The organism is Tardiphaga sp., from assembly GCF_041424195.1.
Classification (GTDB): domain Bacteria; phylum Pseudomonadota; class Alphaproteobacteria; order Rhizobiales; family Xanthobacteraceae; genus Tardiphaga.
On the sequence record NZ_JBGMOE010000228.1, the window covers coordinates 42,657 to 66,702 of the forward strand.

Below are 24,046 nucleotides of genomic sequence, written 5' to 3' on the forward strand. Positions count from 1 at the left end.
GCTCCCGATGCGCGCCAGCGCGGTCGGAGGGCGTGCCGATGACGCGTAGGCGCGCGGATCCCAAGACGGCCCATCTGCCATTGATCGGTTTCCGGGAAATCGAAGCGGGCAAGATCGAGCTCGCGCGCGCCATCCTGGCGGTCGGTGAAGACGAAGCGTTGCCCGCTTTGCAGGTGCTGACGGCGATGAACCGCGCCAAGGTGATTGCGGAGCCGCTGCCCTATCTCGCGGTGCGCGAAGATCCCACGGAGGACGGCGCGATCAGGCGCGTCATCGTGATCAGGCACAACCTGCCCCGCCGCGTCGAGAAAAGCACGGAATTGGATGCAGGCAAGCTGACCACCGAAATGCTGGAGGACCAAGAGAACTGGCCGCCGGCAGCGTCGAAGAAGATCGACGAGTACGCTGAAGACCGCCGCTTCCGCCGACAAGCCGCCACGGCGCCTCAGGACATCCGGATCGCGACCGTGCTCAAGATGTACGTCAAATTGCGGGACCCGAAAAATATCAGTCCCGAAGCGCAGGAGCTGCGCGAATTCGAGGCCCGGCTGGGAGGCGAGACCAGCCCGTGGACCGGCTTCGTCAACGCGACCAACTTCAGCGCGCAGTTGATCGAATATTTCCAGGACGGGACACTCGGGCAGATCAACAAGAACACCGGCAAAAACTACAAGACCCATGTCCAGGCCAGACCGAAGAAGCGCGGCGGCGTCGACGACGAAGGCAAGACAATCGCCGTGCCGCAGGACAGCAGCGTCGATGCCCATCTATCGCTGTTCAACGTCTCGCTGACCTGGTTCATCCGGGAATACCAGCCGCCGATCCGGATCGAGTTCGACAAGCCGGTCGTCGAAGTGGGCGACCCGATCTGCGTGTCATGGGAGGAGATCCGGCGGGCCATCATGTTCTGCCTAGGGTACATCTGGAGCGGCACCGGATACGTCACAGAGAGCAACTTCCGCGACGGAAAATGGCAGGAGGTGCTCGCCCGACGGCCGTTGGAGGAATACGCGAAGTACCTGCCTCTGATCCGCTTCCTGATCATCTACTTCCTAACCGGAACGCGGTTCAAGACGATCCTCAAGCTCGGCTTCCACCCGATGAACTTTCGCGGCTGGATCGACCTCGATCGCGGCTGGATCAATCGCAACGGGCGAAAGAGCAAGCGGCATCGCGCGAAACCCCGGGAAGCCTCCCAGCTCATTCCGCTGCTTCTGAGCATCTTCAGCGCCTGGCATACGCACGACGAACAGCAGCGCCTCGACGGCAAATGGAAGATCCGGCCCCGCCGCCGCCGTAAGAACGCTCGTCCGGAGGAGATCCCCGAGGACGGCTTCTTCGTAGTCCACGACGGGATGGGCAACCCGATGCCCCTCAAAACGGTCCAGACGCTGGTCACCGAGGTGTTCGAGAAGGTCGGCATCGAGACGACCGGACACAAGCTGAAGGCGGGAGGCGTCACGGCATTCCACGACGCCGGTTTCAGCCTCGCCCAGATCTCGTTCTGGTTCGGGACCACCGAGCGGGTCCTGGAGAAGCGCTACCGTAAGCTCAAGCAGGCGGAGGCGACGTTCGGCATCAGGCCGCCGCCGCCGGAGCCCGCCACGATCACCTTGTCCCAGCTTCTGGACCCGCACAACAGACTCGGAAGCTGCCCCATCCCCGATGCCCGCCTGCTGGAGGATACCGCGCCATGCCGAGAAACCGTCACCGTCCCCGCCGCGACAACTCGCAGCCCCGCCCGGCACCGCTCCTCCGTGATCCCCGCGTGACGACGGGCGACGTGGTCTTCTTCCTCCAGCGGGAAACCTGGGCCGGGATCGTCGGGAGACACTTCGGGGCGATGGGTGCCTCGATCGTCGTTCTGGCGGCGACCGCCCGGATAGGTCCGGTCGCCGCCAGGAACATCCTGCTCGACGACTGGGAGACCGGGCAGATCTCCGTGCCCACTCGGACCGGACAGCGGACGCCCATCCTCCTCCCCATCGCACGGGAGATCGTGAGGCGGTACCTCCCCCTCCGCCCCGAAAACGCCGGTCCGTGGTTGTTCGTCAACGGCGAGGGCAACCAACTCTTCCATACGGACGTCGATCGGGTCTTCGAGGCGCTGGGACGGCAATGCGGCATCCCCGGCACGGTGTTGCCGCGCAGATGCCTCCAGTATTTCGACCGTTGCTTCGACAACGAGGACGACGACCGCGCAGCCGTGGTCGCGCTGTCGGGATGGCGCAACCGCGCCGTCGATTCGGAGGTCACGAAACAGGAGGTGGTCGACGCCGCCGCCGACGAAGACCGTCTTCGCGGCGTGCTGGACGACAATCACCCGTTCGCCGGCGCCGCCGCACAGTTTCTCGGCGCCGAAGGAACGGCGCTGGCGGCCGAGACTCAGGCCATCTTCAGGTCGCAGGACCGGGTGCCGAAGGTCTTCTCGCCGGTGGTGCTGACCGACCCGGTCTGCATCGCCCTGCACCGGACCGCATGGCCGCGCCTGGGCAAGAAGACCCTCCGCCTCGAACTGAAGGCCGCCTACTTCGACCACATCGCCGAGTTGCGGAAGGCCGGCCTGATCAGGATCCAGGACATCGCCTACCTTTTCAGTTGTGCTGCCCGCACCGTCGAAAGCTGGATCCAAAAGAGCAAGGCGAGGATGGAGGCCGACCTCGAGGAGGAGCGCCGCTGGATCGCCGAGGCGCCGCAGATGTATCTCGAACGCCGCCGCGGCGAGAAGCCGGCTCAGTTCCACAAACGCCTGACGGCCGACCACGACTGCAACCTCAGCTTCATCCGCCTCATGAACATCCTTACGATCGCCGACGTGCTGAAGCCGAGGAAGCGGTCGAAGCCGGCCGCCGCCGCCCCCGCTCCCCACCCGTAACGACCGGCGCCGCCACCGACCGATGGCGGTGATCACGCGCCCGGCAAAGGTCGTTCTCTTCCCAGTCCAGAAAACGTGCGGTCGCCCCATGCGGGCGGCCGCGGGCCGCGGGACGTACGGATGGCGGGCGGCGCCAGCGCATTGCGTCATTTTCCTTTGCCACAAAGCGGCCACATTTAAAAATTTTTACATAGACGAGTGGCGAAACCGTCGATCCGAGTGAAGAAATCGGACGCGAAATAAAGACGTCGGACAGGATCGGACGACATCGGACCGGTCGAAAGCGGTATCATGATGGCGAAAAAAGGCTTAAAAGGGTCAAACCAGTTCCTGAGTCCGAAACTTCTTTTTTCTAGTAAGTTATTGATATTAAAGTATTTTATTGTTATTCATCCGCCGAAAGTGAAGGCCCGAATCGAGCGGTCTTCCTTATCGGACGGGATCGACTGCGGTCCGGTCCGATCGGTCGATCATGGTCGTCAGGCGAAGACCGGAACAACGGCCGGTCGTCGAACGGCACCGGTCGAGACCCTTCCCGAAAAGCGCCTCCGTCACCGCAACAGCCGTCGACGCTTTTCCGAAAACCCAAGATATCTTCACAGATGGCTGCCGAAGAGTACGACGACCGGCCACCACGGTCGTCCGGGTGGCCGGCGCGCGATGCACGACAAGACACAGGCCTTCCGGACCCGCGGCGTGGCCGCATCTGAACGGCCACCGACGCCAGCGACGGACACGCCTGCGCGCCGACCCGAGGCCGGCGGTGCCAGCCTCACGGTCGGCAGGATGGCGCTTTCCGGAGAACGGGTCGGAAATGATGCGTGGAGCTCAACGGCTCCCGTCGATGCCCGCTCGGCGTCGCATGGCGGCGATGTCGGCGAGGTCCGCCAGATACTTTTTCCCCGCCGGCGGCGCGGGCGCCATCGATGTCGGCACCGCGCCATGCAGCGGCTCGCAGACGGTCAGGCTGCGGAGAGCCAATCTAGTAACAAAAAATTTACCAGCGATTTGGGAAATAGGGAGGCGCCCATCGCGCGCCGCCGTCCGCAATGACGTCTCGGTTAAAAATCCATCAGGCCAGTAGAGCGCGGCAGCCTCGGCCAGCGACATAAGTTCATCTTCCTGCCACATTTGGGGAGATGGCCTAGCCTTCACCCTGTCGAGCCTAGGAGGCGTGCCCATGTCATTAGGTCCTATGCCGGAAGGTCGGAACCGAGGAGAGTCCTGCTAGGAGACAGGTAAGCCGCGGGCCCGGCACGGATGGCACGACAAAAGCCGCCGCCGGCAACGGAAGGGCAACAACACGTGTCGACGTCAACGATTCCGTCGCCGCCCCTTCTCCACCTTCCGGCGGTGACGGCAAGTCGATGCGGAACATGCGGTCGAGCCGGCCCGACCCGACGATCGCGGGTCCGCATGAGGCGACAACGCCGGTTGCTCCGACGACGATCGCGCTCTTCCGCGCGTGAGAGCCATGGTCTCTGTCGGGCCGCAGTTGCAGGTCGGATCCTTGTCCCACACCCTCCGTCACGGCACGTTCTCCCCATGCGGCGGAAGCCGGCCTTCTCCGGACACGGGTGTCGTGCCGCTCTTCGGGGATGCGCCGGGCGCGGACGAGGTCCGGCGATCCGCCAGCGGCTTTCTTGGAATACCACCCGGTCGGTTGGACTCCGCCATGAGCATCGCGACTGCATGGCCGTCGATCCGTCCCTCTGCCAGAAGGACCTCCGTCACCGCCTCCAGCGCGCCCCGGTGCCGCTGCAGGAGCGCTCTGCAGGAGTCGGCCGCCTTGGTCAGCTCCTCGTTGGCCGCCAGGCGGACCTCGGGATAGGAGAGCAGCTCCGGAGTGTTCTCGCGGGCGGCGAGGAACAGCAGCGGTCGCGTCCCGGCGAGACCGACCGAGCCCGCCATTGCGGCCGCCATGCTGCCTGCGATTTCCATGTCGGAGCCGGCGACGCCGCCGGATCCGTGGCCGCAATTTCCGCACATGAGGATCTCCGCCGTCCGTCCCGCCAGCAGGACCTGGATGCGGCGCGAATAGTCGTCGTAGGTGCCGGCGGTCTCCTTCGATTCGGTTCGGACCACCCGCCCGCCGACACCGCGCGAGGGCGAGATGGTGGCGTGGATCCCGGCGGCGCCGTTGAACAGGACGTCGATGATAATGTGCCCGGATTCATGGATAGCCGTGCGCCGGCGCAGCGCCTCCGGCCGGTTGTCTTCGCCCTTCACGATCGTCAGGAGATCCTGCATGGCCAGCGGCCGGGCGCCGTCGTGCCTGGCGAGCCGCCGGCCGTCGTTGACGATGCGCTCCACTTCGGCACCGGAGCCGCCGAGCGCGCGCTCGCAGACTTCGCGGAGGTCGGCGTCGACCAGGTCCGGACCCAGGCGAACCCTGAACATCTTTTCCAGGTCCGCGAGGCCCGGCAAACCGATCTCGATCACGGGGTTGAAGCGGCCGGGGCGGACCAGCGCCGGATCGCAGCGGCGGACGTCGTTGCAGGCCGCGACGAAGAAGATCTTCTCGTTTCCTGCAAGACCGTCGATTAGTTCCAACAGACCCGACACCACCTCGATGACGTAGTCGGCGTGATCGTGTCGGATTTTATTCCTATCAGGAAACGTATCGACCTCGTCAATGAACAGCACGCAGCCGGAACCGGAGCCGCCACCTTGAGATGTGTTCGCCAAATCCCTCGCTTTCTGGAAGTCTTGCCGCATCGCCTTTAGTAGGTCTCCGAGATGCCCTTGGGATTGCCAGCCGGCTAGAGAGGCGGTGACGATCGGAAGGCCGGCGGCGCGGGCGAATACCAACGCGAAGGTCGTCTTTCCGGTGCCCGGCGGTCCGTTCAACAACACCTTCGACGAGACCGCGGACCAAATTCCTACGTCTCCGCGCCTCCAAGAATTCAGATCCGCGATGGCCGAACGCGCCCAACTTACCGCGGAGTCCATGCCGTGGAGCTCGTCGAGGGACAGATCGCGCGAGTCCCGTTTGACCGATTTGTCCGCGGCGAGCCGGCGCAGGCGTGCGACGCAGTCCGAAGGCGACCGGTCGAACCGGACGGCGAGCGAAAGAGAGGCCGGGTCCGTCGCGGAAACGGTGGCGTCGTCGAGCGCCGTCCGGCACGTCCGGCCCGTCACGGCCTCGATGGTGCGCACGATGGTGGCCGCGTCGAGGGGCGGAATCACGACCTTCTCCGCGAAAGCCAGTCCAAGGCCAGAGGGCAGATAGGAGGCGGCGCGCGGGGAGAACACGAACACCGGCACCGCCAGCGACATCGCCTCGAGCACGATGCGCCGGTGGCCGTCGGCATCCTTCGCCTTGACGGGCTCCTTGGCGACCAGATAGATGGCGTCGCATTCGCCGTGGCGCAGCCCGCCGGCGCCAGAGATCTTCACGCAACGCGCCGACCCCGGCAGGACGACGTCGCTCCACTTGCGCCCGATCCGGTCGAGGATGTCGCTATCGGCGACGTCGACCGTCACGACGGGAGAACCGTTCCGGATGGATTCCGCGAGCCCCGGGTGCGCGTCGATCTGCCGGGCGAACATGAGACGCGCGGCGACGTCGACGGCTGCCACTGCCTCGATCTTCTGCCCGCGCGGTGAATCCGGAAAGTCGTCGTCTTCGGCGGGGGGTCTTCGCAGCGCCGCGAGGGGATCCCGCGCGCCGGCCTTCTTGCCCATCGATTTGCTCTTGGTCGGCCGGGCATCGAGCTCCTCGATGTCGGTCGTGCCGAGACGGCGCGCCGCGGCGGCGGCCATCTTCTTGCGGTAGACGGCACAGGCCGCGGCGTCGCGGCGATGGACCGCTTCCTCGAGCGGGCCCATCGCCGGCATCGGGTCGGCGGTGGTCACGGCCGTGCCCGGGGTCGCCTTCGTGCGGCGGCCTGCCGCCGCATCCTTGGTCTTCTTCCGTCTTCCGATGTTTTTCAGCCTGGTCATCTCGGTCTGTCCTGCGTGATGGTGTGGAAGGCCCGCTAGGGCGGATGCACCTGCGGGTAGGAGGCTATGGCGGAGGGCTTCGTGGGTCGGGGCATCGGTCTCTCCATGGTGGCGGTGGTGGTGGCGTTCACGTCGTCGGTGCTGGCCCGCTAGGGCGGATGCACCTGGAACGAGAGGAGTATGGCGAGGCGGTTCGTGAAGTCAGTCATCGGCGATCTCCATGACGAATGCGGGGTCGAACGAGCTGCACTCGCCCGGGTATCCGCGCGGATTGCTGACCAACCTGGTCGCGTTGCGCCGCAGCCGCATCGGGTGATGGGTGTGTCCCGAAACCCAGGCTGCCGGACGGTGACGGTCGACAAGCGGCAACAGCTCCGAGGCATATGCGGCGCTCAGAAGGGACCGCTGATTCACCGGCGAAACGGCTTCGAGCGTCATGCCGTGATGGGATGCCACGATGACCGGCCCCGGATGGACCTTCGCAAGTTCGGCCTCCAGGAAATTGCGGGACCGCAGATGCAGCGCCGCCGCTTCCTGCGGCCGGAAACGCTGCCATGGATCTTTGCGCCAGCGGATACGCCTGTGGTCCATCATGCCGTCGCGCGCGCTGCGCATCGCAGCCTCACGTAGAGCGGGACCGAATAGGCAGTAGTCTGTCCAGAGCGTGGCGCCCACGACGCGCGCCTTGCCGATGGTGACGGCGTCGTCGGAAAGCAGGTGCACTCCCAACTGGCGGGCGCGCTCGCGTCCTGCCTCCAGTTCGACCGGCAGCTCGGTCCCGTAATATTCGTGGTTGCCAGCCACGGTGACCACTTCGGTGCGGGGAAAGGCGTCGCGCAGCGTCTCGACGGCGCGGGAAAGGCCTTGGCAGGTGTCGCCGGCGACGATCACGAAGTCGGCGCCGTCAACCGCGCGCGGCATCGCCGCGGAGCCGTAGAACTCGATGTGGAGGTCCGACATCATCTGCACCCTCACGTCAGGTCCTCCCCGGCGTCGCCGTGACGGTGCGCGGTGCTGGCCTTCATGAGGCGGACGCGTTCGTCGAGCTCCGGCCAGGCCTCGCGGAAATTGTGCGCCAGCCAGGACGTGGCGAAGCGGCGACGGTCGACCCTGTCGATGGGCATCCGCCGGATGAGGTTGGACATCACCAGCGCGGCGCCGGCGCTTCCGCGCAGCACGTTGTGCAGGAGCACCGTCATCGTAAGGTCGGTGCGGATCGTGACCTGCTCGGGGATGGTCATGCTAAGCGCCAAGCCGATCGCGCTGGCGGCATCGCCGGCGATCGCCAGGCGCCAGACGTCCATGGTCGACGACGTTCGGCGCATGCACTCGCTCACGGCCGCGCGGTGGTCGCGGTGGAAGCGGTGCGCCGGCACGGAGCGCCACAGCAGGTGCGCGTGCTCCCAGTCGGCCGCGGTCTCGCCGAACAGGTGGGCGGCGATCGATTTCGGCCTCGAGAATTCGAGGGCGCGACCGGCATCGCGGCGAGGCTTCTTCTTGTCTTCCGTACGCATGACATGGCTCTCCCGTTCGCACCGAAGGGCGCGTTGCAGCCCCATCGGGCCGAGGTTCAGTTCAGAGTTTTGGGTGGAAGGGAGCGCCTCCTCAGAGGCGCTCCCCGTGCCTCGCCAAGCCGGGCCATGCCCTGCCTCGCCGGGCCACGCCCCGCCGAGCTGCGAATTTCATTCCTTGCGCTCCTCGGCGAGATAGGTGCCGAAGGTCGGCCTCCAGTCGCCGAGCCCGCGCGTGAACCCGGCCGTCATGAAGGTGTCGATCACCTCCGCCCTGTTCAGGAGGGTGGGGAGGAACATGACGTCGAATTCGACGGCCCAGCTATCGAAGCGGGCACGCGTCCGGATGGTCCGGGCGCGTCCGACGCGCACGGTGGTGCGGAACACGAAGCGCTCGTCGGCGCCGAGTTGGTCCAGATCGCGCGGTCCGTCGAATTCCAGCAGCGCGGGCCGGTCGATCTGGATGCCGGCCGTCGCTTCCTGACCGCGGGAACGCGCCTTCGCGGCGGTCTTGAAGGAACTCATGAGCGCCTCCTGCGGGATGCAGAGAAGGCCTTCGTGGGTCCAGAGCCCCCCGTGCCACTCGATGCGCGAGATCTCGAGGTGGTCCGCGGTCGTCTTGCTGCGTTTGGACGTGATCTTCGTCAGGCGCGCGCGGATGGGATCCAGCGGATCTGCCAATCGCGAACTGTGCATCAGGAGCGGCCGCGTGCCGGTCAGACGCATGGTGATCTTCTCGGCGGCCATCACACCATCTCCGCGCGGGTCGGATCGATCAGCGGGGAGTCGACGCGAACGGACTTCACGTCGGCGCGCAGCGGCGTCGTCAGGGCGTAGCGACGGGCGCGGAGGAAGGACGTCACCTCGCGGTGGCAGGCCGAGCAGAGCGACGTCAGGTCGCCATCGATTTCGCATCCGAAGCGGTCGTAGACGCGATGGTGAGACTCCAGCGTAGCACCGTCGGCTGCGGTCGCCGGGCACAGGCGGCATTCGAAGCGAGCCGCTTCGAATTCGCGAAGCCTGGCCGGATTGGTGCGCCATGCGTTGGATTGAATGTAGTCGGTGTAGGTCATCGGCCCGCTCCCTTTTCGTTGGGAACACCATGCCTCGCCAAGCCGCCGTCGTCAACTTATTCTTCTCAAAATGGGAATGATAAAGCTTGCTAACCTTAACGATCCCTCCTAGAACAGTCGCATGACAGACACCACGCCACCTCCCGAACCACTTATATCCGCGGCCATGATCCGCGCCGCGCGGGGACTTTTGAATATTTCGCAGACAGGGCTAGGGGAAAGTCTGACGCCGAAGGTTTCGCGGCGCACCATGTCCAAGATCGAGACAGATGCACCCGGGAGACCGGATCAGCGACGCCGCGATGTCTTGCAGGCGATCCGCCAATATCTGGAGAGCGAACGGATCGAATTCCTGTTCGGAAACGATGAGATCGAAGAGGGCGTGCTCAGGAGAAAGCTACCAATCGCGTAGGGCGGGCAAACTGAGAATGCCGGAACGCCTACTCGTCACCGTCTCGTCGAGCCCGGCATCTTTGATCGGTGACGACCCCGACGCCTCACCGTCTCAATTGCCGCGCAAGCCTGTCCGCGGTTAATGTCGGTGCAGCGGATCGATCAGCCATGGACCGGCCGAGCAACATCATTCCCTTTCCCCGAAAGCCGGCGCCGGTGCCGGCGAGCGACGACGACCACGCGCGCAGGATGATGTTGAACGCCGCCGCGTTCGCCTGGATCCTCATCGTCGTCGGCGGCGCGGCCTGGACCTTCGAGCTGCTCGCGACCATCCCGAAGCGCGAATGCAATTTTTCGGTGCGGCGGCCCTGCTCGTCGACGGCCCAGCGTGGGGTCGCCGCTTCCTTGGACGCATCCGGTGGGTTCGCCGACTGAGTTCGACCGCCGAGCCTCTGCGTTGGTTCACGCGAGAAGACGCGTGCCCCGGCGCGCTTTCCGGATCGCCGGCTTCTCGCAGCAGGATGCCGCGGGTGGGAGGGAAGCCGGAAGACAGCAACCGGCCTGTCGCGAACGCTCCGTCGAACACTCAGGCGGGATGCCGCCCCGCGCGCTTGGGGAGCAGCGCGATGCACGCGACCATGAACGCGGCCAACACCGCGGTCGCCGCATATCGGCTGAGGGCGAGGCCGCCGTCGGCGAGGGGCTTGTCCAGGAAGTCGCCGACCGTCGCGCCGAGCGGACGCGTCAGGATGAACGCTGCCCAGAACAGCATCGTGCGCGAGACGTTCGTCCTGTAGTAGGCCGCCACGACCGCGACCAGCGCCGCTCCGAAGACCAATGCTCCGCCGCCGTATCCCAGTCCCGTGGAGTCGGCCATCCAGTCGCCTAGCGCGGTGCCGAGGGTCTGCGAGAACATGATGGTCGTCCAATAGAACGCCTCGGCCTTCGGCGTGACGACGCTTTCCACCGACACCGTGCCGAGGGTCCTGTACCAGACCGCGAGCGATAGGAGCAGGAGTGCAAGGAGCAGCGAGCTGCCGCCGAGATAGCCGATGCCCAGCGAGCGGTCGACGTAGTCGGCCAGCGTCGTGCCCGCCGTCGTGGTGGCCACGATAACCGCCCAATAGAGGAACGGGTGGTACCTCTTGACGCCGATCTGGGCCGCCACGGCGGCGATGAACAAGCTCGCAAAGATAGCGGTGCCGACGAGGTAGCCGAGGTTCATCGACATCGTGACCGCGTCGCCGCCGGTCTCCCCGAGCGTCGTCGCCGCGATCTTGATGATCCAGAAGCCCAGCGTGACGGCCGGAAGCTTGCTGGAGGCGTCGTCGTATCGGTCTTGCATGATGTGCTTCTTCCTTCAATGAGGTCTCGAGGCCGGGTCGCTCAGGTTTTGCCGGCCAAGCGATCGATCGTCGCGACCACTTCGTCGACGGCGGACCTGCATGCGCCGGAGTCCGGCGACTCGGCCCTGACCGCGGTGAGGGCTCGGTCGATCGCCTTGTCGAGCACGTGCCAGTCCGCGGCGGCGCGGGGCTTCAACCCCGCTTCGGCCTCGTCCCAAGCCGTTTCGAGATCCTTGAGGCGCGCCTTCGCGCCGGCGAGATCGGCCTTGTCCAGCAGAGCCCTGCCGTCGGCCGCGATGATCCGGAACGGTGCCAGGTTTCCGAGCTTCGAGGGCTGCTCCGGCGTCTGCGCCCGAGCGGGACCGGCAACGAACGGCGCGACGAGCGCGCCGGCCGGCGCGCTCGTCGCGAGTAGAAGTACTGCTACAGAGCGATGGAAAGACTTTCTGATCGACATGTCGGGTCTCCGTCTGGAAGGATCGTGTGAAGGGCTCATGCCCGGAGGTTCGTCTTCGTGCGGTCGCGCACGGTGAGCAGCGCGACGAGTGCGATGATCACGGTCAGGAATCCGAGGCTGGTGTAGATCGAACCGAAGCCCAGGCCGCCGTATTCGCGCGATTGGGAAAGCAGGTCGCCGAGCGAAGCTCCGAGAGGTCTCGTCAGGACGTAGCCGATCCAGAAGCACGCCACCGCGTTCGCGCCGAGGTAGTATGTCGCCGTGACGACGGCGATCAACGCGCCGAAGACCACCACGCCTAGGTTGAAACCGAGCCCCACGGCCTCCGTCGCGAGATCGCCCGCCGCCGTGCCCAGGGCGAACGTGAAAAGAATGGCGGTCCAGTAGAAGACCTCGCGCCGCGACGTGACGATCGAATGGATCGAGAGCGTCCGTTCCGAGGCGAACCACGCCGCGAACGTCGCGGCCAACGCCGCCGCGAACACCGACGTGCTGACGTAGAGACTAACGCCCAGCCCGTCCGTGAGTGCGTCGGTGATCTGAGTGCCCACGACGCTGATCAGCACGACCGTCAGCCAGTATATCCATGGGACGTAGCGCGGGACCCGCATCTGAAGCGTCAAGGCAGCGGCCAGGAACGCGAGCGTGACGCCGTCGGTCAGGGCGGTGCCGAGGCCGGCATGGACCGCCAGATAGTCGGCACCGGTCTCGCCGACCGTCGTCGACATGATCTTGATCACCCAGAAGGCGAGCGTGACCTCCGGGACCTTGCTGCGGCAAAGTACGGTGTGTTCTCCGAGGAAATCCATGTCGTGCCCTTTTGCGGCGCCGTCGGTGTCCGTGCGCTCTGCCTTGCTTTTGGGGCCGCCGACTTAGCTACGACTTAGAGGAAGATCCGAATGTGCAGGGCCGTGCGCCCTCTGCGGGCCCAAGGCTAAGGTGTCGCTAAGTCGAGTGGGTCAGATGGAGCGCGGGGCTTTTTGGAGAAGACAGATGAACAAGCTGAAGATGATCGTTTGCGTCGCCGCCGTCATGACTTCCGCGGCCGCTCTCGCCGAAGACGCCCGAAAGGCGTCCAACGACGCTTCCAATGCGCCTCAAGCCAGGACATCGATGGGAGCGGCGGTAGCGGCCGCCGAAAAACATGCGGGCGGAAAGGCGATCCGCGCGGAATTCGAAAAGGGCAAGGACGGCCGGTGGACCTACGACGTCGAGGTCGCCGCCGACCGTGGCGTCTTCGACGTGAAGATCGATGCGGACGCCGGTACCGTGGTCGCATCGACGAAGGATGTCGCGGATTCCGACGACGAAGGTGACAAGGCCGATTGAGGCCCGATAGGTTGCAACCCAGACCGGCGGCGGATCGCCGTCGGTCGCCTCGAAGGCTCGACATGCGCATTCTATTGATCGAAGACGACCGGATGATCGGTGCGGCCGTCGCGCAGGCGCTCAGAGACGCCTCATACGCCGTGGATTGGGTCACGGACGGCGAGAGCGGTCTCGAAGCGGCGGACGCCGAGACCTACGATCTCGCGCTGCTCGATCTGGGACTTCCACCTCCCGAAGGCACCGAGGTCCTGCGGCGTTTCCGAAAGACGGGACGTCGTCTGCCGGTGATCATCGTGACGGCGCGGGACGCGATCGACGACCGCATCATGGGGCTCGACCTCGGGGCGGACGACTACATCGTGAAGCCGTTCGAGATGAGGGAGCTGCTCGCCCGCATGCGGGCGATACTTCGACGGCAGGGGAGCGGAGCAACCGCAGTTCTGAGCAACGGCGCGATCAGCCTCGATCCCTCCACTCACGAAGTGGTGCACGCGGGCGAGACGTCCCGACTGACGGCGAGGGAGTTCGCGCTGTTGCAGGCGCTGCTGCTGCGGCCCGGAACGATCCTGTCGCGCGTCGACCTGGAACGCCACATCTACGGTTGGAACGAGGAGGTCGAAAGCAACGCCGTCGAATTCCTGATCCACGCGATCCGCAAGAAATTGGGTGCCGCCGCGATCCGCAACGTCAGGGGCGTCGGCTGGATGGTGGACCGGGCATGTTGATCTCATCGCTGCGGGGGCGACTTTTCGCGGGACTGACCGTCTTCATCGTCGGTACCGGCCTTGCGGCGGGCTACCTCGCCTTCCGATGGGCCTTCGACGAAGCGATCGAACTGCAAGACTCCGTGCTGCTGCAGGTCGCTTCGCTGGCGGCTAAGAACCGTCTGACCGACCACCCCGGCGATACGGGCGTCGACGAAGAGGCGAGGCTCGTCGTCGACGAACTAACGCCGCGTCCGGACGAAGCAGCGCCCGGTGCAAGGCATCCCCGCCTGCCGTCCGATCTCCCCGAAGGTCTACAGACCGTCGCACGGGCGGGCGAACAGTGGCGCATCTTCGTCCGGACGCGGAGCGACGGCACCCGCGTGGCCGTCGGCCAACCGACGGCCAACCGCGACGAAGTCGCCCAAGACAGCGCGCTCCGGACGATCGTGCCCCTGGGGATTCTGATCCCCGCACTGATGCTGCTGATCGGCATCGTGGTCGACCGGAGCCTGCGCCCACTTTCGCGCCTGGCGGAGACGCTCGATGCCAAGCAGACCGACCATCTCGAACGGCTGCCGACCGCGGGAATTCCGAAGGAGCTGCTTCCGTTCGTCGAATCCATCAACCGCCTGCTCGACCGCATCGCGACCATGTTCGACCGGCAAGGACGGTTCATAGCGGACGCGGCCCACGAACTGCGCAGTCCGATCACCGCTTTGTCGGTGCAGGCCGACAACCTCGACCGGTCCATGCTGTCCGACGACGGCCGGCAAAGGATGGACACGCTGCGGTCGGGGATCCGCCGGACGGCTCATCTGCTCGAACAGCTCCTAGCGTTCGCCAGATACGACCAGGCGCGGTCCGCCGCGCTGCCGGAGCAGTCGTTGGATCGCATCGTCAAGGAGGTGGTCGCCGATCTCCTTCCGGAGGCTAGGCGGTCAGGCATCGACCTGGGTTTCACGCACGTCGATGCAGCCACGCTACGGGCCGAACCGCTCGCGCTGGCCATGCTGGCGCGCAATCTGCTCGACAACGCCATCAGGTACACGCCCGAGGGCGGCACCATCGACGTGAGCCTGCAGAGCGGAAACGGCGTCGCGGTGCTGCGGATCGTGGATAGCGGGCCAGGCATTTCGAGACAGGACATGGAACGCATATTCGAGCCGTTCTTCCGCGGGGGCCGGCCCAGCGGCGACGGCACCGGACTTGGTCTGTCGATCGTCCGCCGTATCGTGGAAAGTCACGGCGGCACAATCGAACTCGACAATGCGGTCGATCGAACGGGAAGCGGCCTCACGGTCCGCGTGACATTGCCGCTCGCCGACCGGCGCCCCGGACCTGCCGGTCCAGGCAGGGCTTGAAGGGCGTGCGACCGTCGCTTCAGGACCGTCCGTCGCCGTCGTCGAACTTCACGCCAATGCGCAGCTGATTTCGCCACACGATGCGGCTCGCCCGTTTGATGCCGTCCGAATCGACGAGGAGGGAGAACCTCGGCGGTATGCCGACCGGTGTTTCGACGGCCAGCGCGGCGCCGGTCTCCGAAAGGTTCCGCACGACGCAATCGATCGCTGCACCATCGGAAAGTAGGCTATCCTGCGGAGCCAGCTGGCCGCGGCGAGAAGGCGCGTCGACGACCCGCGCATCTGTTTCGGGACGAGAAAGCGCTTCAACGCCCAACATCACCTCGAAGCCAACGGCTTCGACGACCACAAGGACTGGCTAAGAGAGTGGCGGGCGGTCCGGAGCGCGCAATTCTTCATCGAGGGTGATGCTCGGGCGTTGGCGGGTAACCAGTTCGCGCGCATCACCACGCGCGACGACGGCAGGTTCGATCTCGAGCTTCGCCTGCCCGAGACGCTCGGAATCTGGCCGAAGATGAAGTTAGCAAAAGCGGTCATATTATTCGCTCGGCATTTTTCAGCGGCCTCTGGTTCGAACACGGCGGAGCAGAGATCCGCGAGGCGCTGCGCAGGAAGAAACCGCTGTCGTACCGCTTCCTCCGGCATGCGGACGGGGCGTGGTTTGTATCTGTGATGCTGCGACAGGAGTTCGCCGATCCTTCCGGGACGGACTTCTCAGGCGGATGCCTGGGCGTCGATCTCAATGCCGACCACGTCGCGCTGTCGCTGACCGACGCCACCGGCAATCCGCTGACGACGCTGAAGGACGCGCCGGGCAGGCCGGTCTTGAAGCGGCGCATCGATCTCGTCACCTACGGCAAGACCAAGGCCCAGCGGCTGGATATGATCCGCAAGGCAGCCTCCGATATCGCGGCGCTCGCGCTCCAATTGGGCGTCCCGGTGGCCGCAGAGAAGCTCGACTTCAAGCGCAAGCGCGCCGAACTGGAGACTGCGACGGGCAAGAAGGGCGCACGCATGCTGTCCTCGTTCGCCTATACAAGTTTCCTGCAGGCGCTGTCGCGCGTCTGCGTCCGCAGGTCGGTCAAGCTCGTCCTGGTCGATCCCGCCTATACCTCTCTCATCGGTCTTGTGAAGTTCGCTCCCCGCTACGGGTCGAGCGTCCACGCGGCCGCGGCCTTGGCGATCGCCCGTCGGGCGATGGTCCTTTCCGAACGACTGCCGGCTTCCGGTGAGCGCATCTCGGTGCTTCTCGCCTCCGGCGACCGCGTCACCCTCCCGCGACCTGCAAGGATCGCGCGGAGGCATGTGTGGTCGTCGTGGAGCCAGTTGTCGCGAGGACTGTCAGCGGTCCATGCAGGACATCGGGGGGCGCGCCGCTGGGCGCGATCGGACGGAACCGGAGGTTTCGCGACCTCACGCGCCGCCGCGACGGGACGGGCTCACGCCACCCCTTCTCCGATCAGGGGTGAGATTCCCCTGCGTAGCGAGGTCCCTGGTTTCGGCTTGGCCTCGCCGCTTTCGGACCGGTCTTCAAGGACTGGCGCGGAGGTGCGGATTCCACACGGAAATTCGGATAGCCGAAAAGGATCTTGCCGGTCTTGAGAACCCGTCGCCGTCGCGCGCGCCTTAAGTCGCCCATCCGCCCGACCTTCGGATCGATGTCAGATCCGGACGTCATGACGGCTCGCGATTGCTCGCGATCGACCAGCCGAAGAGATGCTCGCCCCATAGCGTGAGGTGGTCGCAGACGCTTCGCACCGCCGGCACGGCCATCACGCACGACGATGCGGCCGCCACGACGGCGGCTCCCACGATGTCCGAAGGATAATGCGCCGCCAGGAAGATGCGCGACCAGCCCACCGCGACTCCGAGAGCGAGCGCAGAGAGGCCCGCGCGCCGCCCCGCCACCGACGGCAGGATGCAGAGCCCGAAGCCGAGCGCGAACAGCACGGCGCCATGGTCGCTCGGGAAGGAGCTGTCCGGTGCGTGATCGAGGATGTTCGGCATCCCGAACGCCACGAACGGGCGGGCATGCATCCACAGAGTCGAGATCGCTCCGGCGACCGAGACGGCCAGGAGCGCGGACGCTCCCGCCAGCACGGTGGCGCGCCGCTCGATGCGCGATCCGAATATCCAGAGCGCGGCGAGCGCCAACGGTCCGAACGAGATGGCCCACCGAGCCACGAAGATCGCAAAGCCCAAGGCTCGTTGGCTCGTCGCCGACGAAGCCGCGAGCGCGAAAAACAGTCGGTCATCCACGCCTTGAAACATCGTCGCTCCGAATTGGATGTCGCTATCGATGACGGGACCTTCTTAGCCGCGACTTAGCGTCGGCCGCGCGCGCCGGCTCGGATCAGGCGGCGCCGATCAAGATCCCGACGGCGAGGACGATCGCGCCGCCGAGCACGATCTGGAAGACCGCCTGCAGGAACGGCGTGTCCATGTAGCGCGCACGAATGTAGGCGATCGCCCACAGCTCGATGAAGACGACCACGCCGGCGATCGCCGTCGCGATCCAGAAGGCGTTCTGCCAAGAGTCCGGCACGAGATAGGGAATGGTATGCCCCAGGCCGCCCAGCGTGGTCATCAGCCCGCAGATGCCGCCCCGGAGCCATGGCGATCCCCGCCCGGTGAGCGAGCCGTCATCGGAAAGCGCTTCCGCGAATCCCATGCTGATTCCGGCCCCGATAGACGCTGCGAGACCTACCAGGAACGTCTGCCAGTTCTGATGAGTGGCGAACGCGGCGGCGAACAACGGCGCCAACGTCGAGACCGAGCCGTCCATAAGCCCTGCCAAACCCGGCTGGACGTATTGCAGGACGAACATGCGCTGGCGAGTCTTGTCTTCCTCGTCCCGTGCGTCCGTCGTGAGCAGCGTGTCGGAAAGTCTTGTCGCCAGATCGCCGTGCGCCCTTTCGGCCTCCGCCAGATCGCCGAGAAGCTTGCGGACGCCGACGTTCGTCGCCTGCTCCGCGGCTTTCGAATAGAAGCGTTGCGCTTCGAACTCCATGATTTCCGCTTCCTTGCGGATCGTGTCGAGCGTCAGATTCTTCGTCAGCCACACGGGTCGCCGCCGCAGAAATCCTTTGACGTCGCTGCGCCGGATGGGCGGAAGATTTTCGCCGAAATTCCGTTCGTAGGTTTCGAGAAGCAAATGCCGGTGGGTCTTTTCCTCATTCGCCATCTTTTGGAACAGCTTGGCTGAATCCGGATAACGCTCGCCCAGATCCTCGGCAAAGCTCATGTAGATGCGACCGTCCTCCTCCTCGGCTGAGATGGCCACGGCCAGGATTTCGCGCTCCGACAAATCGTTGAAATTTTTCAAAGGGACACCGATTTCAGTTTAGAACTATTCTAAACAGTGTATAAGGTCCGCTCCGCGCCGGATCAACCCGGTCGACGCTACGGAGATGAAAAGATGGCCACCCAGCAATACCATGAGCCCGCCGCCGAACTTTCCCCGAAGACGCACACCTTTGCGCGCATGATCACCGGGCTCGTCGAGGAGGCCGAGGCGATCGGTTGGTATGAGCAGCGGATCTCGCTCGAGCAGGACAAGGAGGCGCGCGCCATCATGGAGAATGCCCAGAAGGAGGAGTTCAAGCACTTCGGAATGGATCTCGAGTTTCTGCTGAGACGAAAGCCGGTGTGGCGGAAGATGCTGATGGGCATCCTTTTTACCGACGGCGACATCGTCGAAGCCGCGGAAGCCGCCGAAAAGAAGGGGACTTGAAATCCGTCGTCGCCACGTCGATCCGTCCATCACAGTCCGGAAACGAGATGCCGAAATCGCCTTTCTTCAAAGCCACTATTTCCGCCTATGGAACCACGGCCAAAGTCTTCCACTGGGCCATCGTGCTCCTGCTCATGGTGCAGTTTCCGATAGGGTGGTTGATGCCCGACATCCGGCAGGGCGAAAGGCCAGGTGCGGCGATGGGCATCCATCTTTCCATCGGACTGTCGATACTGCTGCTGATCGTTCTGCGGTTCGCGTGGCGACTGTCGCACCCGGTCTCGGCGGCAGTCGGGCTTCCCCGGTGGCAACGCGTGGCGTCGGAATGCGTGCACTGGCTGCTCTACGCATCGGTCTTCGTCACGACCATGACGGGGTGGTTCTTCGCGTCGTTTCGCGGATGGCCGATCTCGTTGTTTGCCTCGATGCCATTGCCGGCGCTCACCGCTCCTGGGTCGCCGATCGGCCGGCTGGTCGGCGGGTGGCACTCGGCCGCCGGATGGGCGTTGCTGATCGCCATCGGGGTCCACGTCGGTGCCGCAATGTTCCATGCGATCGTCCGTCGGGACGATGTCTTGCGACGCATGCTACCGGTGTCGTACGTCGACCGTGACTTCCCGAAGTAATCGGCGGGCCGAGCGTTCGAGGCGTTCGACCGCAGTTTTCGGTTCGGGCGCACACCGGCCACTTGCCCCCGACGACATCGATGGTTGCGTCCAGGCTGGGATCGATGGGCCGCCGAGATTCGTCTCACAAGTTGGTAGTTCGAATGAAGTCTACGACGCTATCGATCCTATTATTATTAGTGGGCATCTGTTCCTGCCGTTCGGAGGCGCTGGAAAAGCGGTTCGGGCCCGACCTCGAGCGCGGCTATCGTGACGACCGCGAGTACGGCAAGCGTTCCGGCGGATTCAAGAACCGGGATCGCTCCACTTTTCTCGGCGCCAGGAGGCAAGTCGCGCCGGCTCCCGCATTGCCGAAGCCGGATCTTCAGGGTGCGCCGGCACTGGGCATGCAACGGTGACCATGGGTCCGCATCAGCGCTGCCGGTCCGATCCGGTCGCTGATAGTGCTTCTGGAAATGATGGCTCCGCGGCATCCCATGCACCGGCAGAGAATCGCAGCCGCTGCGGTCGGTCGGCTTCAAGGGGCCATTTTGGACTTGCCGTCCCAGACGGTATGCCTAAGCCAGGAGAGCACGATGGGCAGGTACGACATCTCGCTGAAGGCGGTGCTGAAGCGCGGCAACTCGCGCATTCTCGGCGCGCTGGGCATGCCCGGCGCCTATCGCGAACTCTCGCCCGAATTTCCAAGCATGCGGAAGAGGACGGCGGATTTCCTCGCCGTGGTGAAGCAGCCCCGTAAGCGACCGCTCCTGGCTCATGTCGAGCTTCAGACCAGCCCAGACACGACGATGACGGACCGCATGCTGAGATATTCGGCGGACATCCGCATCTGGGCCAGCTCCCAAAACGACCTCATGGGATTGAGCGTCCACCAAACAATCCTCTACGTCGGAACCAGATCGTGGAAGCCCCGCGGCCCGATCGACGAACAGAACCTCTGGTTCAAACCAGATTTTGTGGACGCCCGCGACATCGATCCCGAACCGCTGCTCGCCAGCGAGAACCTCGGCGACGTAACCTTCGCGGTGTTGTGCCGTGACGGGAACCGACCGCACGTGATAAAGAAGGTCCTGGAAAGGATCGTGGCGGCCCCGGCCGCCGATCGTCCGGACGGCGTCGCCATGTTGAGCGTGTTCTCGGACCTGCGCCACATAGGCGCGTTCGTTCAAGCGGAGATGGATAAAATGGGTATCTCGGTCGATCTCGAAGACAGCACCCTCGTTCGCCCGATCATCGATCGAGCGCGACGGGAGACCGCCGTCGAACTCATCATCCGCTCGCTGCGAGCGAGGTTCGCCGGCCAGGTCCCGGACGATCTGCCGCAGCAGCTCGAACAGCTGTCGATGGAGGCGCTCCAAGAAGCGTTCGACCGAAGCACGATGGCGACTTCCGTAGTCGACATCCTGGCCGCGATCGCGCCGCGGTCAATCGGCCCCAAACTCTAGTCATCCGAACAACCCAGCATCCCGGCAGCTAACCGGTGAAGCAGATGCTGGCCTCTTGCGAGACCACGATTCAGGATGGTGGAGACCTGGAAACCGGAAGGAAGCTGCACTTCTAGCGTATGGCCGATGATGAGATGCTCACGGACCCAGTGACCCAAAGGAGGTCGTGGCTACAAGCCGCCGGCCAGCGGCGCTCGTCGACCTGACCGAATTGCCCTTCAGGATGACCAATTCGCCCTACGATGCGATTGATGTCGGTGTGCTCGGCCATCGAGGCGGGTTTTTGGGGCCGATGATAGAGACGGTCGGTACGGCGCGCAGGGGATACTTTGCGGAGCACGCATGGCTTCAAGACATAACTTTCGGCGCCTGGACTGCGGCCCTATCGGCGTCTGGCAGCGTGCACGACCTGCTCGAGTGCGGTCATGCAGGTGTAGCAAACAGCAGACTAACGTCGTGCTTGCCAGCCGGAACGTCACGAAAATCCGCCGTTTTGTGATAGTGTTCGGTTTTGCGATCTGCTATGCAGCCAAAATGGGACGTTCGATCGATCAAGCATCCAAGGTTAAGCAACCGCGCGGTATACGCCGCTCGTTGCTGGCGATGCTTGCGTTCGTCTACCTTTTCGTAGGGATCGCACACAACATCGCGTGCTTCGATCAGGCGGTCGCTTCGAGCTTCGCGATCGAGAACGTCTCCGACACTACTGACAACGGGGAAAAAAGCAGCATCGCAATGTGCGATCATTGCCCGACTTGCGTTTCCGCCGTGATGCCGGCGCCCTCCGTCGCCGCCGTACCGTCCGCCCTGCCTGCCGAACCAGTCGTTGCGGTCGCATCCGTGTTGATCGCGGGCCGATCGCGACTGGACACCCCGCCACCCAGGATCCTGACCTGAACGCATTCGCCGGGCGCGCGAGCGCCTAGACTCGGCCGTTCTTCAGGTTCCATTTCATGTCCATTAGAAGCGCCGCCACGCTCATCGCGTGCGCGTCGGCATTGCTGATCAGCCCTTGGCTGACGAGCGTGTCGCATTCGCAGACCATCACGCTGAAGACCGCGCTGCAGCGTGCGCTGGCCACCAGCCCACGGCTGACCGCCGCCGAGCGAGACGTGGGCATCGCCTCCGGCCAACGTATCCAGGCCGGCGCGCTCATCAATCCGGAACTGTCCTATGAACAGGACAACTCGTTCGGTTCCGGTCATTTCACCGGGACGCGTTCTGCCGAGACGACGTTGCAGATCAGCCAGCTTTTCGAGCTGTTCGGCAAGCGCGACGCTCGCATCGCAGCCGGGCAGGCGGGCGTCGAGACGGCATCGATCCAGCGCAAGGCCATCCGACTGGAAGTGCTCGCGGAAACCGCCGGCGCGTTCCTCAACGTGCTCGGCGCGCAGCGCCGGATCCAGATCCTCGACGAGCAGATAGCCGAAATCGACCGGATTACGCCCCTTCTGCAGCGGCGTGTGGACGCGGGGGCCTCGTCGGTCGCCGAGATCGGTCGTGCCGAAGTGGCGTCGGCACTGGTCAAAGCTGACCGCGAACGCGTTCGGTCGCTTCTCGCCACTTTGCGACGGGAACTGGCCGTCTTGATGGGTGATGCGGCGCCGAAATTTTCGGCCGTCTCCGGCCGTCTCGATGCCACAGGGCGCCCGCCGTCCTTCGGCGCCGTGATTGCGGCGATCGACGCCAATCCGCAATTGGTGCGCTGGACGGCCGTGTATGCCCAGCGCAACGCCGAACTTCTGATCGCCAGGCTTCGTCCATATCCGGACGTCCGCGTCAACGCAGGGTGGCGGCATTTCAATGACACCGGCGACGATGCCGTCCGGCTGGGCGTCACGGTCGCGATCCCGGTGTTCGATCAGAACCAGGGCAACATCCTTTCGGCGCAGGAAAGTCTCGCGAAGACGCGTGCCGAACGGGAGACCAACCGCAACACGCTGATTGTGCTGGCGGGGCGGGCCTACGACACCCTGCAGGGATCGCTGCGCGAACTGGCCATCCTCAGGGAGTCGGCGATTCCGAAGTCGCGTCAGGCGTCCGACGCCATCTTCGAAGGATACGGCCAGGGCCGTTTCACGCTGCTTGAGGTCCTCGACGCCCAGGCCAGCGTCGCCCAGGCACGCCTGCGCGAGCAGGAGGCCCAGCAGAACTTCCACGTCGCCGTCGCGATCATCGAAGGTCTCGTCGGCAATCCATTCGCACTGGCGCGGGAGAGCGCACGATGAAGAAGCCTGTCGTCATGATCGTCGGCGCACTCGCCGCCTTCGCCGTCGGAGCCGGCGTATATGCCGCCTCGCCGCAAAAACCGTCCGAGCCGGCGGCGAAGGAATCCAAGCAAGAAGAGAAGGGACATGAGGAGGAAGGCGTCGTCGAAATGGCGGACGCGAAGGTCGCGTCTTCAAACATCGAGATACTTTCCGCTTCGCAGGCGACGCTGAACGACTCGATCGTTCTCAACGGCATCATCCAGCCCAATCAGGAAATGCTGGTACACGTCACGCCGCGCTTTCCCGGCGTCGTCCGGGAGATCAAGAAGCGCATCGGCGATCCGGTCGAGAAAGGCGAACTTCTCGCCAAGATCGAGAGCAACCAGAGCCTTACGACGTACGAAATGCGCGCTCCGATCTCCGGAACGGTGATCGACCGCCAGATTTCGCTCGGAGAGTACGCTTCCGAGCAGAAGCCTTCCTTCATCGTCGCGGACATCTCGACCGTCTGGGTCGACTTGTCCGTCTACCGCCGCGACCTGTCGCGCGTGAAGCTGGGCGATCCCGTCGTCATCGACGTCGGCGACGGGGGAAAGCCGATCGAGTCCAAGATCTCCTACGTCTCGCCGGTCGGAAGCAGCGACACCCAGAGCGCGCTGGTGCGTGCAGTCGTGCAGAACGAAGGCCTCCGTCTGCGTACGGGATTGTTCGTGTCGGCCCGACTGATCTTGTCCGCAAAGAAGGTCCCGGTGGCCGTGAAGGCGGCTGCGATCCAGTCGGTGGAGAGTCGGAACGTCGTTTTCGTCCGGAACGGTAACAAGTTCGAAGCTCGGGACGTCGAGATCGGCGCCCGCGATCCTGAAAACGTGGAGATCGTGTTCGGCCTTCTGGAGGGCGACAAGTACGCCGCCAAGAACAGCTTCATCGTGAAGGCGGAACTCGGAAAGGGCAGCGCCGGTCATGAGCACTAAGCCCCGCCTCAGCGCGTCGACGCAGCGCGACCTCGCATTTCAGCCTCTGCTCTCCGCCGGCGGG

The 24,046-nt window shown here is 64.8% G+C and carries 27 protein-coding genes; 15 read left to right on the forward strand and 12 right to left on the reverse strand.

Annotated features, from left to right (window positions below):
• Positions 1 to 38: 38 nt before the first annotated feature.
• Both ACEK02_RS31805 and ACEK02_RS31810 read left to right on the forward strand, forming a co-directional pair.
• Positions 39 to 1,772, forward strand: a complete 1,734-nt coding sequence (locus ACEK02_RS31805) for a hypothetical protein (protein ID WP_371425667.1) — start codon at positions 39 to 41, stop codon at positions 1,770 to 1,772.
• Positions 1,769 to 2,875 (forward strand): hypothetical protein, encoded by a 1,107-nt coding sequence (locus ACEK02_RS31810; RefSeq protein WP_371425669.1) that lies wholly within the window; start codon positions 1,769 to 1,771, stop codon positions 2,873 to 2,875. The genes ACEK02_RS31805 and ACEK02_RS31810 overlap by 4 nt, the downstream gene beginning before the upstream one ends.
• A gap of 828 nt (positions 2,876 to 3,703) precedes the next feature.
• On the opposite strand, the gene ACEK02_RS31815 is transcribed toward ACEK02_RS31810, so the two are convergent.
• From ACEK02_RS31815 to ACEK02_RS31840, 6 genes are all read right to left on the reverse strand, one after another.
• Positions 3,704 to 3,985, reverse strand: a complete 282-nt coding sequence (locus ACEK02_RS31815; protein ID WP_371425670.1) for a hypothetical protein — start codon at positions 3,983 to 3,985, stop codon at positions 3,704 to 3,706.
• Between the two features lie 417 nt (positions 3,986 to 4,402).
• Positions 4,403 to 6,820, reverse strand: a complete 2,418-nt coding sequence (locus ACEK02_RS31820) for an AAA family ATPase (RefSeq protein ID WP_371425672.1) — start codon at positions 6,818 to 6,820, stop codon at positions 4,403 to 4,405.
• 201 nt (positions 6,821 to 7,021) lie between these two features.
• On the reverse strand, positions 7,022 to 7,783 hold the full coding sequence (locus tag ACEK02_RS31825) for a metallophosphoesterase (protein WP_371425674.1): 762 nt from the start codon (positions 7,781 to 7,783) through the stop codon (positions 7,022 to 7,024).
• 8 nt (positions 7,784 to 7,791) lie between these two features.
• Positions 7,792 to 8,334, reverse strand: coding sequence for a hypothetical protein (locus tag ACEK02_RS31830; protein ID WP_371425676.1), 543 nt, complete (start codon positions 8,332 to 8,334; stop codon positions 7,792 to 7,794).
• 168 nt (positions 8,335 to 8,502) lie between these two features.
• Positions 8,503 to 9,078: a hypothetical protein gene (locus ACEK02_RS31835; protein ID WP_371425678.1), complete on the reverse strand. Its 576-nt coding sequence runs from the start codon at positions 9,076 to 9,078 to the stop codon at positions 8,503 to 8,505.
• Complete coding sequence (locus tag ACEK02_RS31840; protein WP_371425680.1) at positions 9,078 to 9,404, reverse strand: hypothetical protein; 327 nt, start codon at positions 9,402 to 9,404, stop codon at positions 9,078 to 9,080. Before ACEK02_RS31840 ends, ACEK02_RS31835 begins: the two co-directional genes overlap by 1 nt.
• 121 nt (positions 9,405 to 9,525) lie before the next feature.
• On the opposite strand from ACEK02_RS31840, the gene ACEK02_RS31845 reads away from it, so the two are divergent.
• Together ACEK02_RS31845 and ACEK02_RS31850 are read left to right on the forward strand one after the other, a co-directional pair.
• A complete protein-coding gene (locus ACEK02_RS31845; protein ID WP_371425682.1) occupies positions 9,526 to 9,816 on the forward strand; it encodes a hypothetical protein in 291 nt (96 codons plus the stop codon).
• A gap of 149 nt (positions 9,817 to 9,965) precedes the next feature.
• On the forward strand, positions 9,966 to 10,232 hold the full coding sequence (locus ACEK02_RS31850) for a hypothetical protein (RefSeq protein ID WP_371425684.1): 267 nt from the start codon (positions 9,966 to 9,968) through the stop codon (positions 10,230 to 10,232).
• A gap of 151 nt (positions 10,233 to 10,383) precedes the next feature.
• Here the strand turns inward: ACEK02_RS31850 and ACEK02_RS31855 are convergent, their stop codons facing one another.
• Genes ACEK02_RS31855 through ACEK02_RS31865 form a run of 3 tightly spaced genes read right to left on the reverse strand, consistent with a single transcriptional unit; the run spans position 10,384 to position 12,409 of the window.
• Positions 10,384 to 11,142 (reverse strand): hypothetical protein, encoded by a 759-nt coding sequence (locus ACEK02_RS31855; RefSeq protein ID WP_371425686.1) that lies wholly within the window; start codon positions 11,140 to 11,142, stop codon positions 10,384 to 10,386.
• 41 nt (positions 11,143 to 11,183) lie between these two features.
• Positions 11,184 to 11,600, reverse strand: a complete 417-nt coding sequence (locus ACEK02_RS31860; protein WP_371425688.1) for a histidine kinase — start codon at positions 11,598 to 11,600, stop codon at positions 11,184 to 11,186.
• Positions 11,601 to 11,635: 35 nt separating this feature from the next.
• The gene (locus ACEK02_RS31865; protein WP_371425690.1) at positions 11,636 to 12,409 is read right to left on the reverse strand and encodes a hypothetical protein; all 774 of its coding nucleotides are present in this window, start codon (positions 12,407 to 12,409) and stop codon (positions 11,636 to 11,638) included.
• A gap of 184 nt (positions 12,410 to 12,593) precedes the next feature.
• Here ACEK02_RS31865 and ACEK02_RS31870 point away from each other — a divergent pair, with 184 nt between their 5' ends.
• From ACEK02_RS31870 to ACEK02_RS31880, 3 genes are all read left to right on the forward strand, one after another.
• Entirely contained in the window at positions 12,594 to 12,929 is a 336-nt protein-coding gene (locus tag ACEK02_RS31870) for a PepSY domain-containing protein (protein WP_371425692.1), read from the forward strand.
• A 62-nt stretch (positions 12,930 to 12,991) separates the two neighbouring features.
• A complete protein-coding gene (locus ACEK02_RS31875; protein WP_371425694.1) occupies positions 12,992 to 13,654 on the forward strand; it encodes a response regulator transcription factor in 663 nt (220 codons plus the stop codon).
• Positions 13,648 to 14,997, forward strand: coding sequence for an ATP-binding protein (locus tag ACEK02_RS31880; protein WP_371425696.1), 1,350 nt, complete (start codon positions 13,648 to 13,650; stop codon positions 14,995 to 14,997). The genes ACEK02_RS31875 and ACEK02_RS31880 overlap by 7 nt, the downstream gene beginning before the upstream one ends.
• 19 nt (positions 14,998 to 15,016) lie before the next feature.
• Here ACEK02_RS31880 and ACEK02_RS31885 read toward each other — a convergent pair whose 3' ends face one another.
• Entirely contained in the window at positions 15,017 to 15,346 is a 330-nt protein-coding gene (locus tag ACEK02_RS31885; RefSeq protein WP_371425698.1) for a PilZ domain-containing protein, read from the reverse strand.
• A gap of 320 nt (positions 15,347 to 15,666) precedes the next feature.
• Between ACEK02_RS31885 and ACEK02_RS31890 the strand changes: the two genes are divergently transcribed.
• Positions 15,667 to 16,599, forward strand: a complete 933-nt coding sequence (locus tag ACEK02_RS31890; RefSeq protein WP_371425700.1) for a hypothetical protein — start codon at positions 15,667 to 15,669, stop codon at positions 16,597 to 16,599.
• 72 nt (positions 16,600 to 16,671) lie between these two features.
• Here ACEK02_RS31890 and ACEK02_RS31895 read toward each other — a convergent pair whose 3' ends face one another.
• Together ACEK02_RS31895 and mbfA are read right to left on the reverse strand one after the other, a co-directional pair.
• The gene (locus tag ACEK02_RS31895) at positions 16,672 to 17,268 is read right to left on the reverse strand and encodes a phosphatase PAP2 family protein (RefSeq protein WP_371425702.1); all 597 of its coding nucleotides are present in this window, start codon (positions 17,266 to 17,268) and stop codon (positions 16,672 to 16,674) included.
• Between the two features lie 82 nt (positions 17,269 to 17,350).
• A complete protein-coding gene (gene mbfA, locus ACEK02_RS31900) occupies positions 17,351 to 18,322 on the reverse strand; it encodes an iron exporter MbfA (protein WP_371425704.1) in 972 nt (323 codons plus the stop codon).
• 93 nt (positions 18,323 to 18,415) lie between these two features.
• Here mbfA and ACEK02_RS31905 point away from each other — a divergent pair, with 93 nt between their 5' ends.
• The 7 genes from ACEK02_RS31905 (at position 18,416) to ihpB (ending at position 23,982) form a co-directional block, all read left to right on the forward strand.
• Positions 18,416 to 18,730, forward strand: a complete 315-nt coding sequence (locus ACEK02_RS31905) for a hypothetical protein (RefSeq protein WP_371425706.1) — start codon at positions 18,416 to 18,418, stop codon at positions 18,728 to 18,730.
• A gap of 47 nt (positions 18,731 to 18,777) precedes the next feature.
• Entirely contained in the window at positions 18,778 to 19,356 is a 579-nt protein-coding gene (locus ACEK02_RS31910; RefSeq protein WP_371425708.1) for a cytochrome b, read from the forward strand.
• 143 nt (positions 19,357 to 19,499) lie between these two features.
• Entirely contained in the window at positions 19,500 to 19,754 is a 255-nt protein-coding gene (locus ACEK02_RS31915; RefSeq protein ID WP_371425710.1) for a hypothetical protein, read from the forward strand.
• A 177-nt stretch (positions 19,755 to 19,931) separates the two neighbouring features.
• Complete coding sequence (locus ACEK02_RS31920; RefSeq protein WP_371425712.1) at positions 19,932 to 20,801, forward strand: hypothetical protein; 870 nt, start codon at positions 19,932 to 19,934, stop codon at positions 20,799 to 20,801.
• Positions 20,802 to 21,257: 456 nt separating this feature from the next.
• Positions 21,258 to 21,698, forward strand: a complete 441-nt coding sequence (locus ACEK02_RS31925; RefSeq protein ID WP_371425714.1) for a hypothetical protein — start codon at positions 21,258 to 21,260, stop codon at positions 21,696 to 21,698.
• A 56-nt stretch (positions 21,699 to 21,754) separates the two neighbouring features.
• The gene (gene ihpA / locus ACEK02_RS31930) at positions 21,755 to 23,029 is read left to right on the forward strand and encodes a divalent metal ion exporter subunit IhpA (RefSeq protein ID WP_371425715.1); all 1,275 of its coding nucleotides are present in this window, start codon (positions 21,755 to 21,757) and stop codon (positions 23,027 to 23,029) included.
• The gene (gene ihpB, locus ACEK02_RS31935) at positions 23,026 to 23,982 is read left to right on the forward strand and encodes a divalent metal ion exporter adaptor subunit IhpB (protein ID WP_371425717.1); all 957 of its coding nucleotides are present in this window, start codon (positions 23,026 to 23,028) and stop codon (positions 23,980 to 23,982) included. The genes ihpA and ihpB overlap by 4 nt, the downstream gene beginning before the upstream one ends.
• The last annotated feature ends 64 nt before the right edge of the window (positions 23,983 to 24,046 follow it).

Coding starts and splice junctions, on each gene's coding strand:
- ACEK02_RS31805 (WP_371425667.1), top strand. CDS start 39: ATGACGCGTAGGCGCGCGGATCCCAAGACGGCCCATCTGCCATTGATC.
- ACEK02_RS31815 (WP_371425670.1), bottom strand. CDS start 3,985: ATGTCGCTGGCCGAGGCTGCCGCGCTCTACTGGCCTGATGGATTTTTA.
- ACEK02_RS31820 (WP_371425672.1), bottom strand. CDS start 6,820: ATGACCAGGCTGAAAAACATCGGAAGACGGAAGAAGACCAAGGATGCG.
- ACEK02_RS31825 (WP_371425674.1), bottom strand. CDS start 7,783: ATGATGTCGGACCTCCACATCGAGTTCTACGGCTCCGCGGCGATGCCG.
- ACEK02_RS31830 (WP_371425676.1), bottom strand. CDS start 8,334: ATGCGTACGGAAGACAAGAAGAAGCCTCGCCGCGATGCCGGTCGCGCC.
- ACEK02_RS31835 (WP_371425678.1), bottom strand. CDS start 9,078: ATGGCCGCCGAGAAGATCACCATGCGTCTGACCGGCACGCGGCCGCTC.
- ACEK02_RS31840 (WP_371425680.1), bottom strand. CDS start 9,404: ATGACCTACACCGACTACATTCAATCCAACGCATGGCGCACCAATCCG.
- ACEK02_RS31845 (WP_371425682.1), top strand. CDS start 9,526: ATGACAGACACCACGCCACCTCCCGAACCACTTATATCCGCGGCCATG.
- ACEK02_RS31850 (WP_371425684.1), top strand. CDS start 9,966: ATGGACCGGCCGAGCAACATCATTCCCTTTCCCCGAAAGCCGGCGCCG.
- ACEK02_RS31855 (WP_371425686.1), bottom strand. CDS start 11,142: ATGCAAGACCGATACGACGACGCCTCCAGCAAGCTTCCGGCCGTCACG.
- ACEK02_RS31860 (WP_371425688.1), bottom strand. CDS start 11,600: ATGTCGATCAGAAAGTCTTTCCATCGCTCTGTAGCAGTACTTCTACTC.
- ACEK02_RS31865 (WP_371425690.1), bottom strand. CDS start 12,409: ATGGATTTCCTCGGAGAACACACCGTACTTTGCCGCAGCAAGGTCCCG.
- ACEK02_RS31870 (WP_371425692.1), top strand. CDS start 12,594: ATGAACAAGCTGAAGATGATCGTTTGCGTCGCCGCCGTCATGACTTCC.
- ACEK02_RS31875 (WP_371425694.1), top strand. CDS start 12,992: ATGCGCATTCTATTGATCGAAGACGACCGGATGATCGGTGCGGCCGTC.
- ACEK02_RS31880 (WP_371425696.1), top strand. CDS start 13,648: ATGTTGATCTCATCGCTGCGGGGGCGACTTTTCGCGGGACTGACCGTC.
- ACEK02_RS31895 (WP_371425702.1), bottom strand. CDS start 17,268: ATGTTTCAAGGCGTGGATGACCGACTGTTTTTCGCGCTCGCGGCTTCG.
- ACEK02_RS31905 (WP_371425706.1), top strand. CDS start 18,416: ATGGCCACCCAGCAATACCATGAGCCCGCCGCCGAACTTTCCCCGAAG.
- ACEK02_RS31910 (WP_371425708.1), top strand. CDS start 18,778: ATGCCGAAATCGCCTTTCTTCAAAGCCACTATTTCCGCCTATGGAACC.
- ACEK02_RS31915 (WP_371425710.1), top strand. CDS start 19,500: ATGAAGTCTACGACGCTATCGATCCTATTATTATTAGTGGGCATCTGT.
- ACEK02_RS31920 (WP_371425712.1), top strand. CDS start 19,932: ATGGGCAGGTACGACATCTCGCTGAAGGCGGTGCTGAAGCGCGGCAAC.
- ihpA (WP_371425715.1), top strand. CDS start 21,755: ATGTCCATTAGAAGCGCCGCCACGCTCATCGCGTGCGCGTCGGCATTG.
- ihpB (WP_371425717.1), top strand. CDS start 23,026: ATGAAGAAGCCTGTCGTCATGATCGTCGGCGCACTCGCCGCCTTCGCC.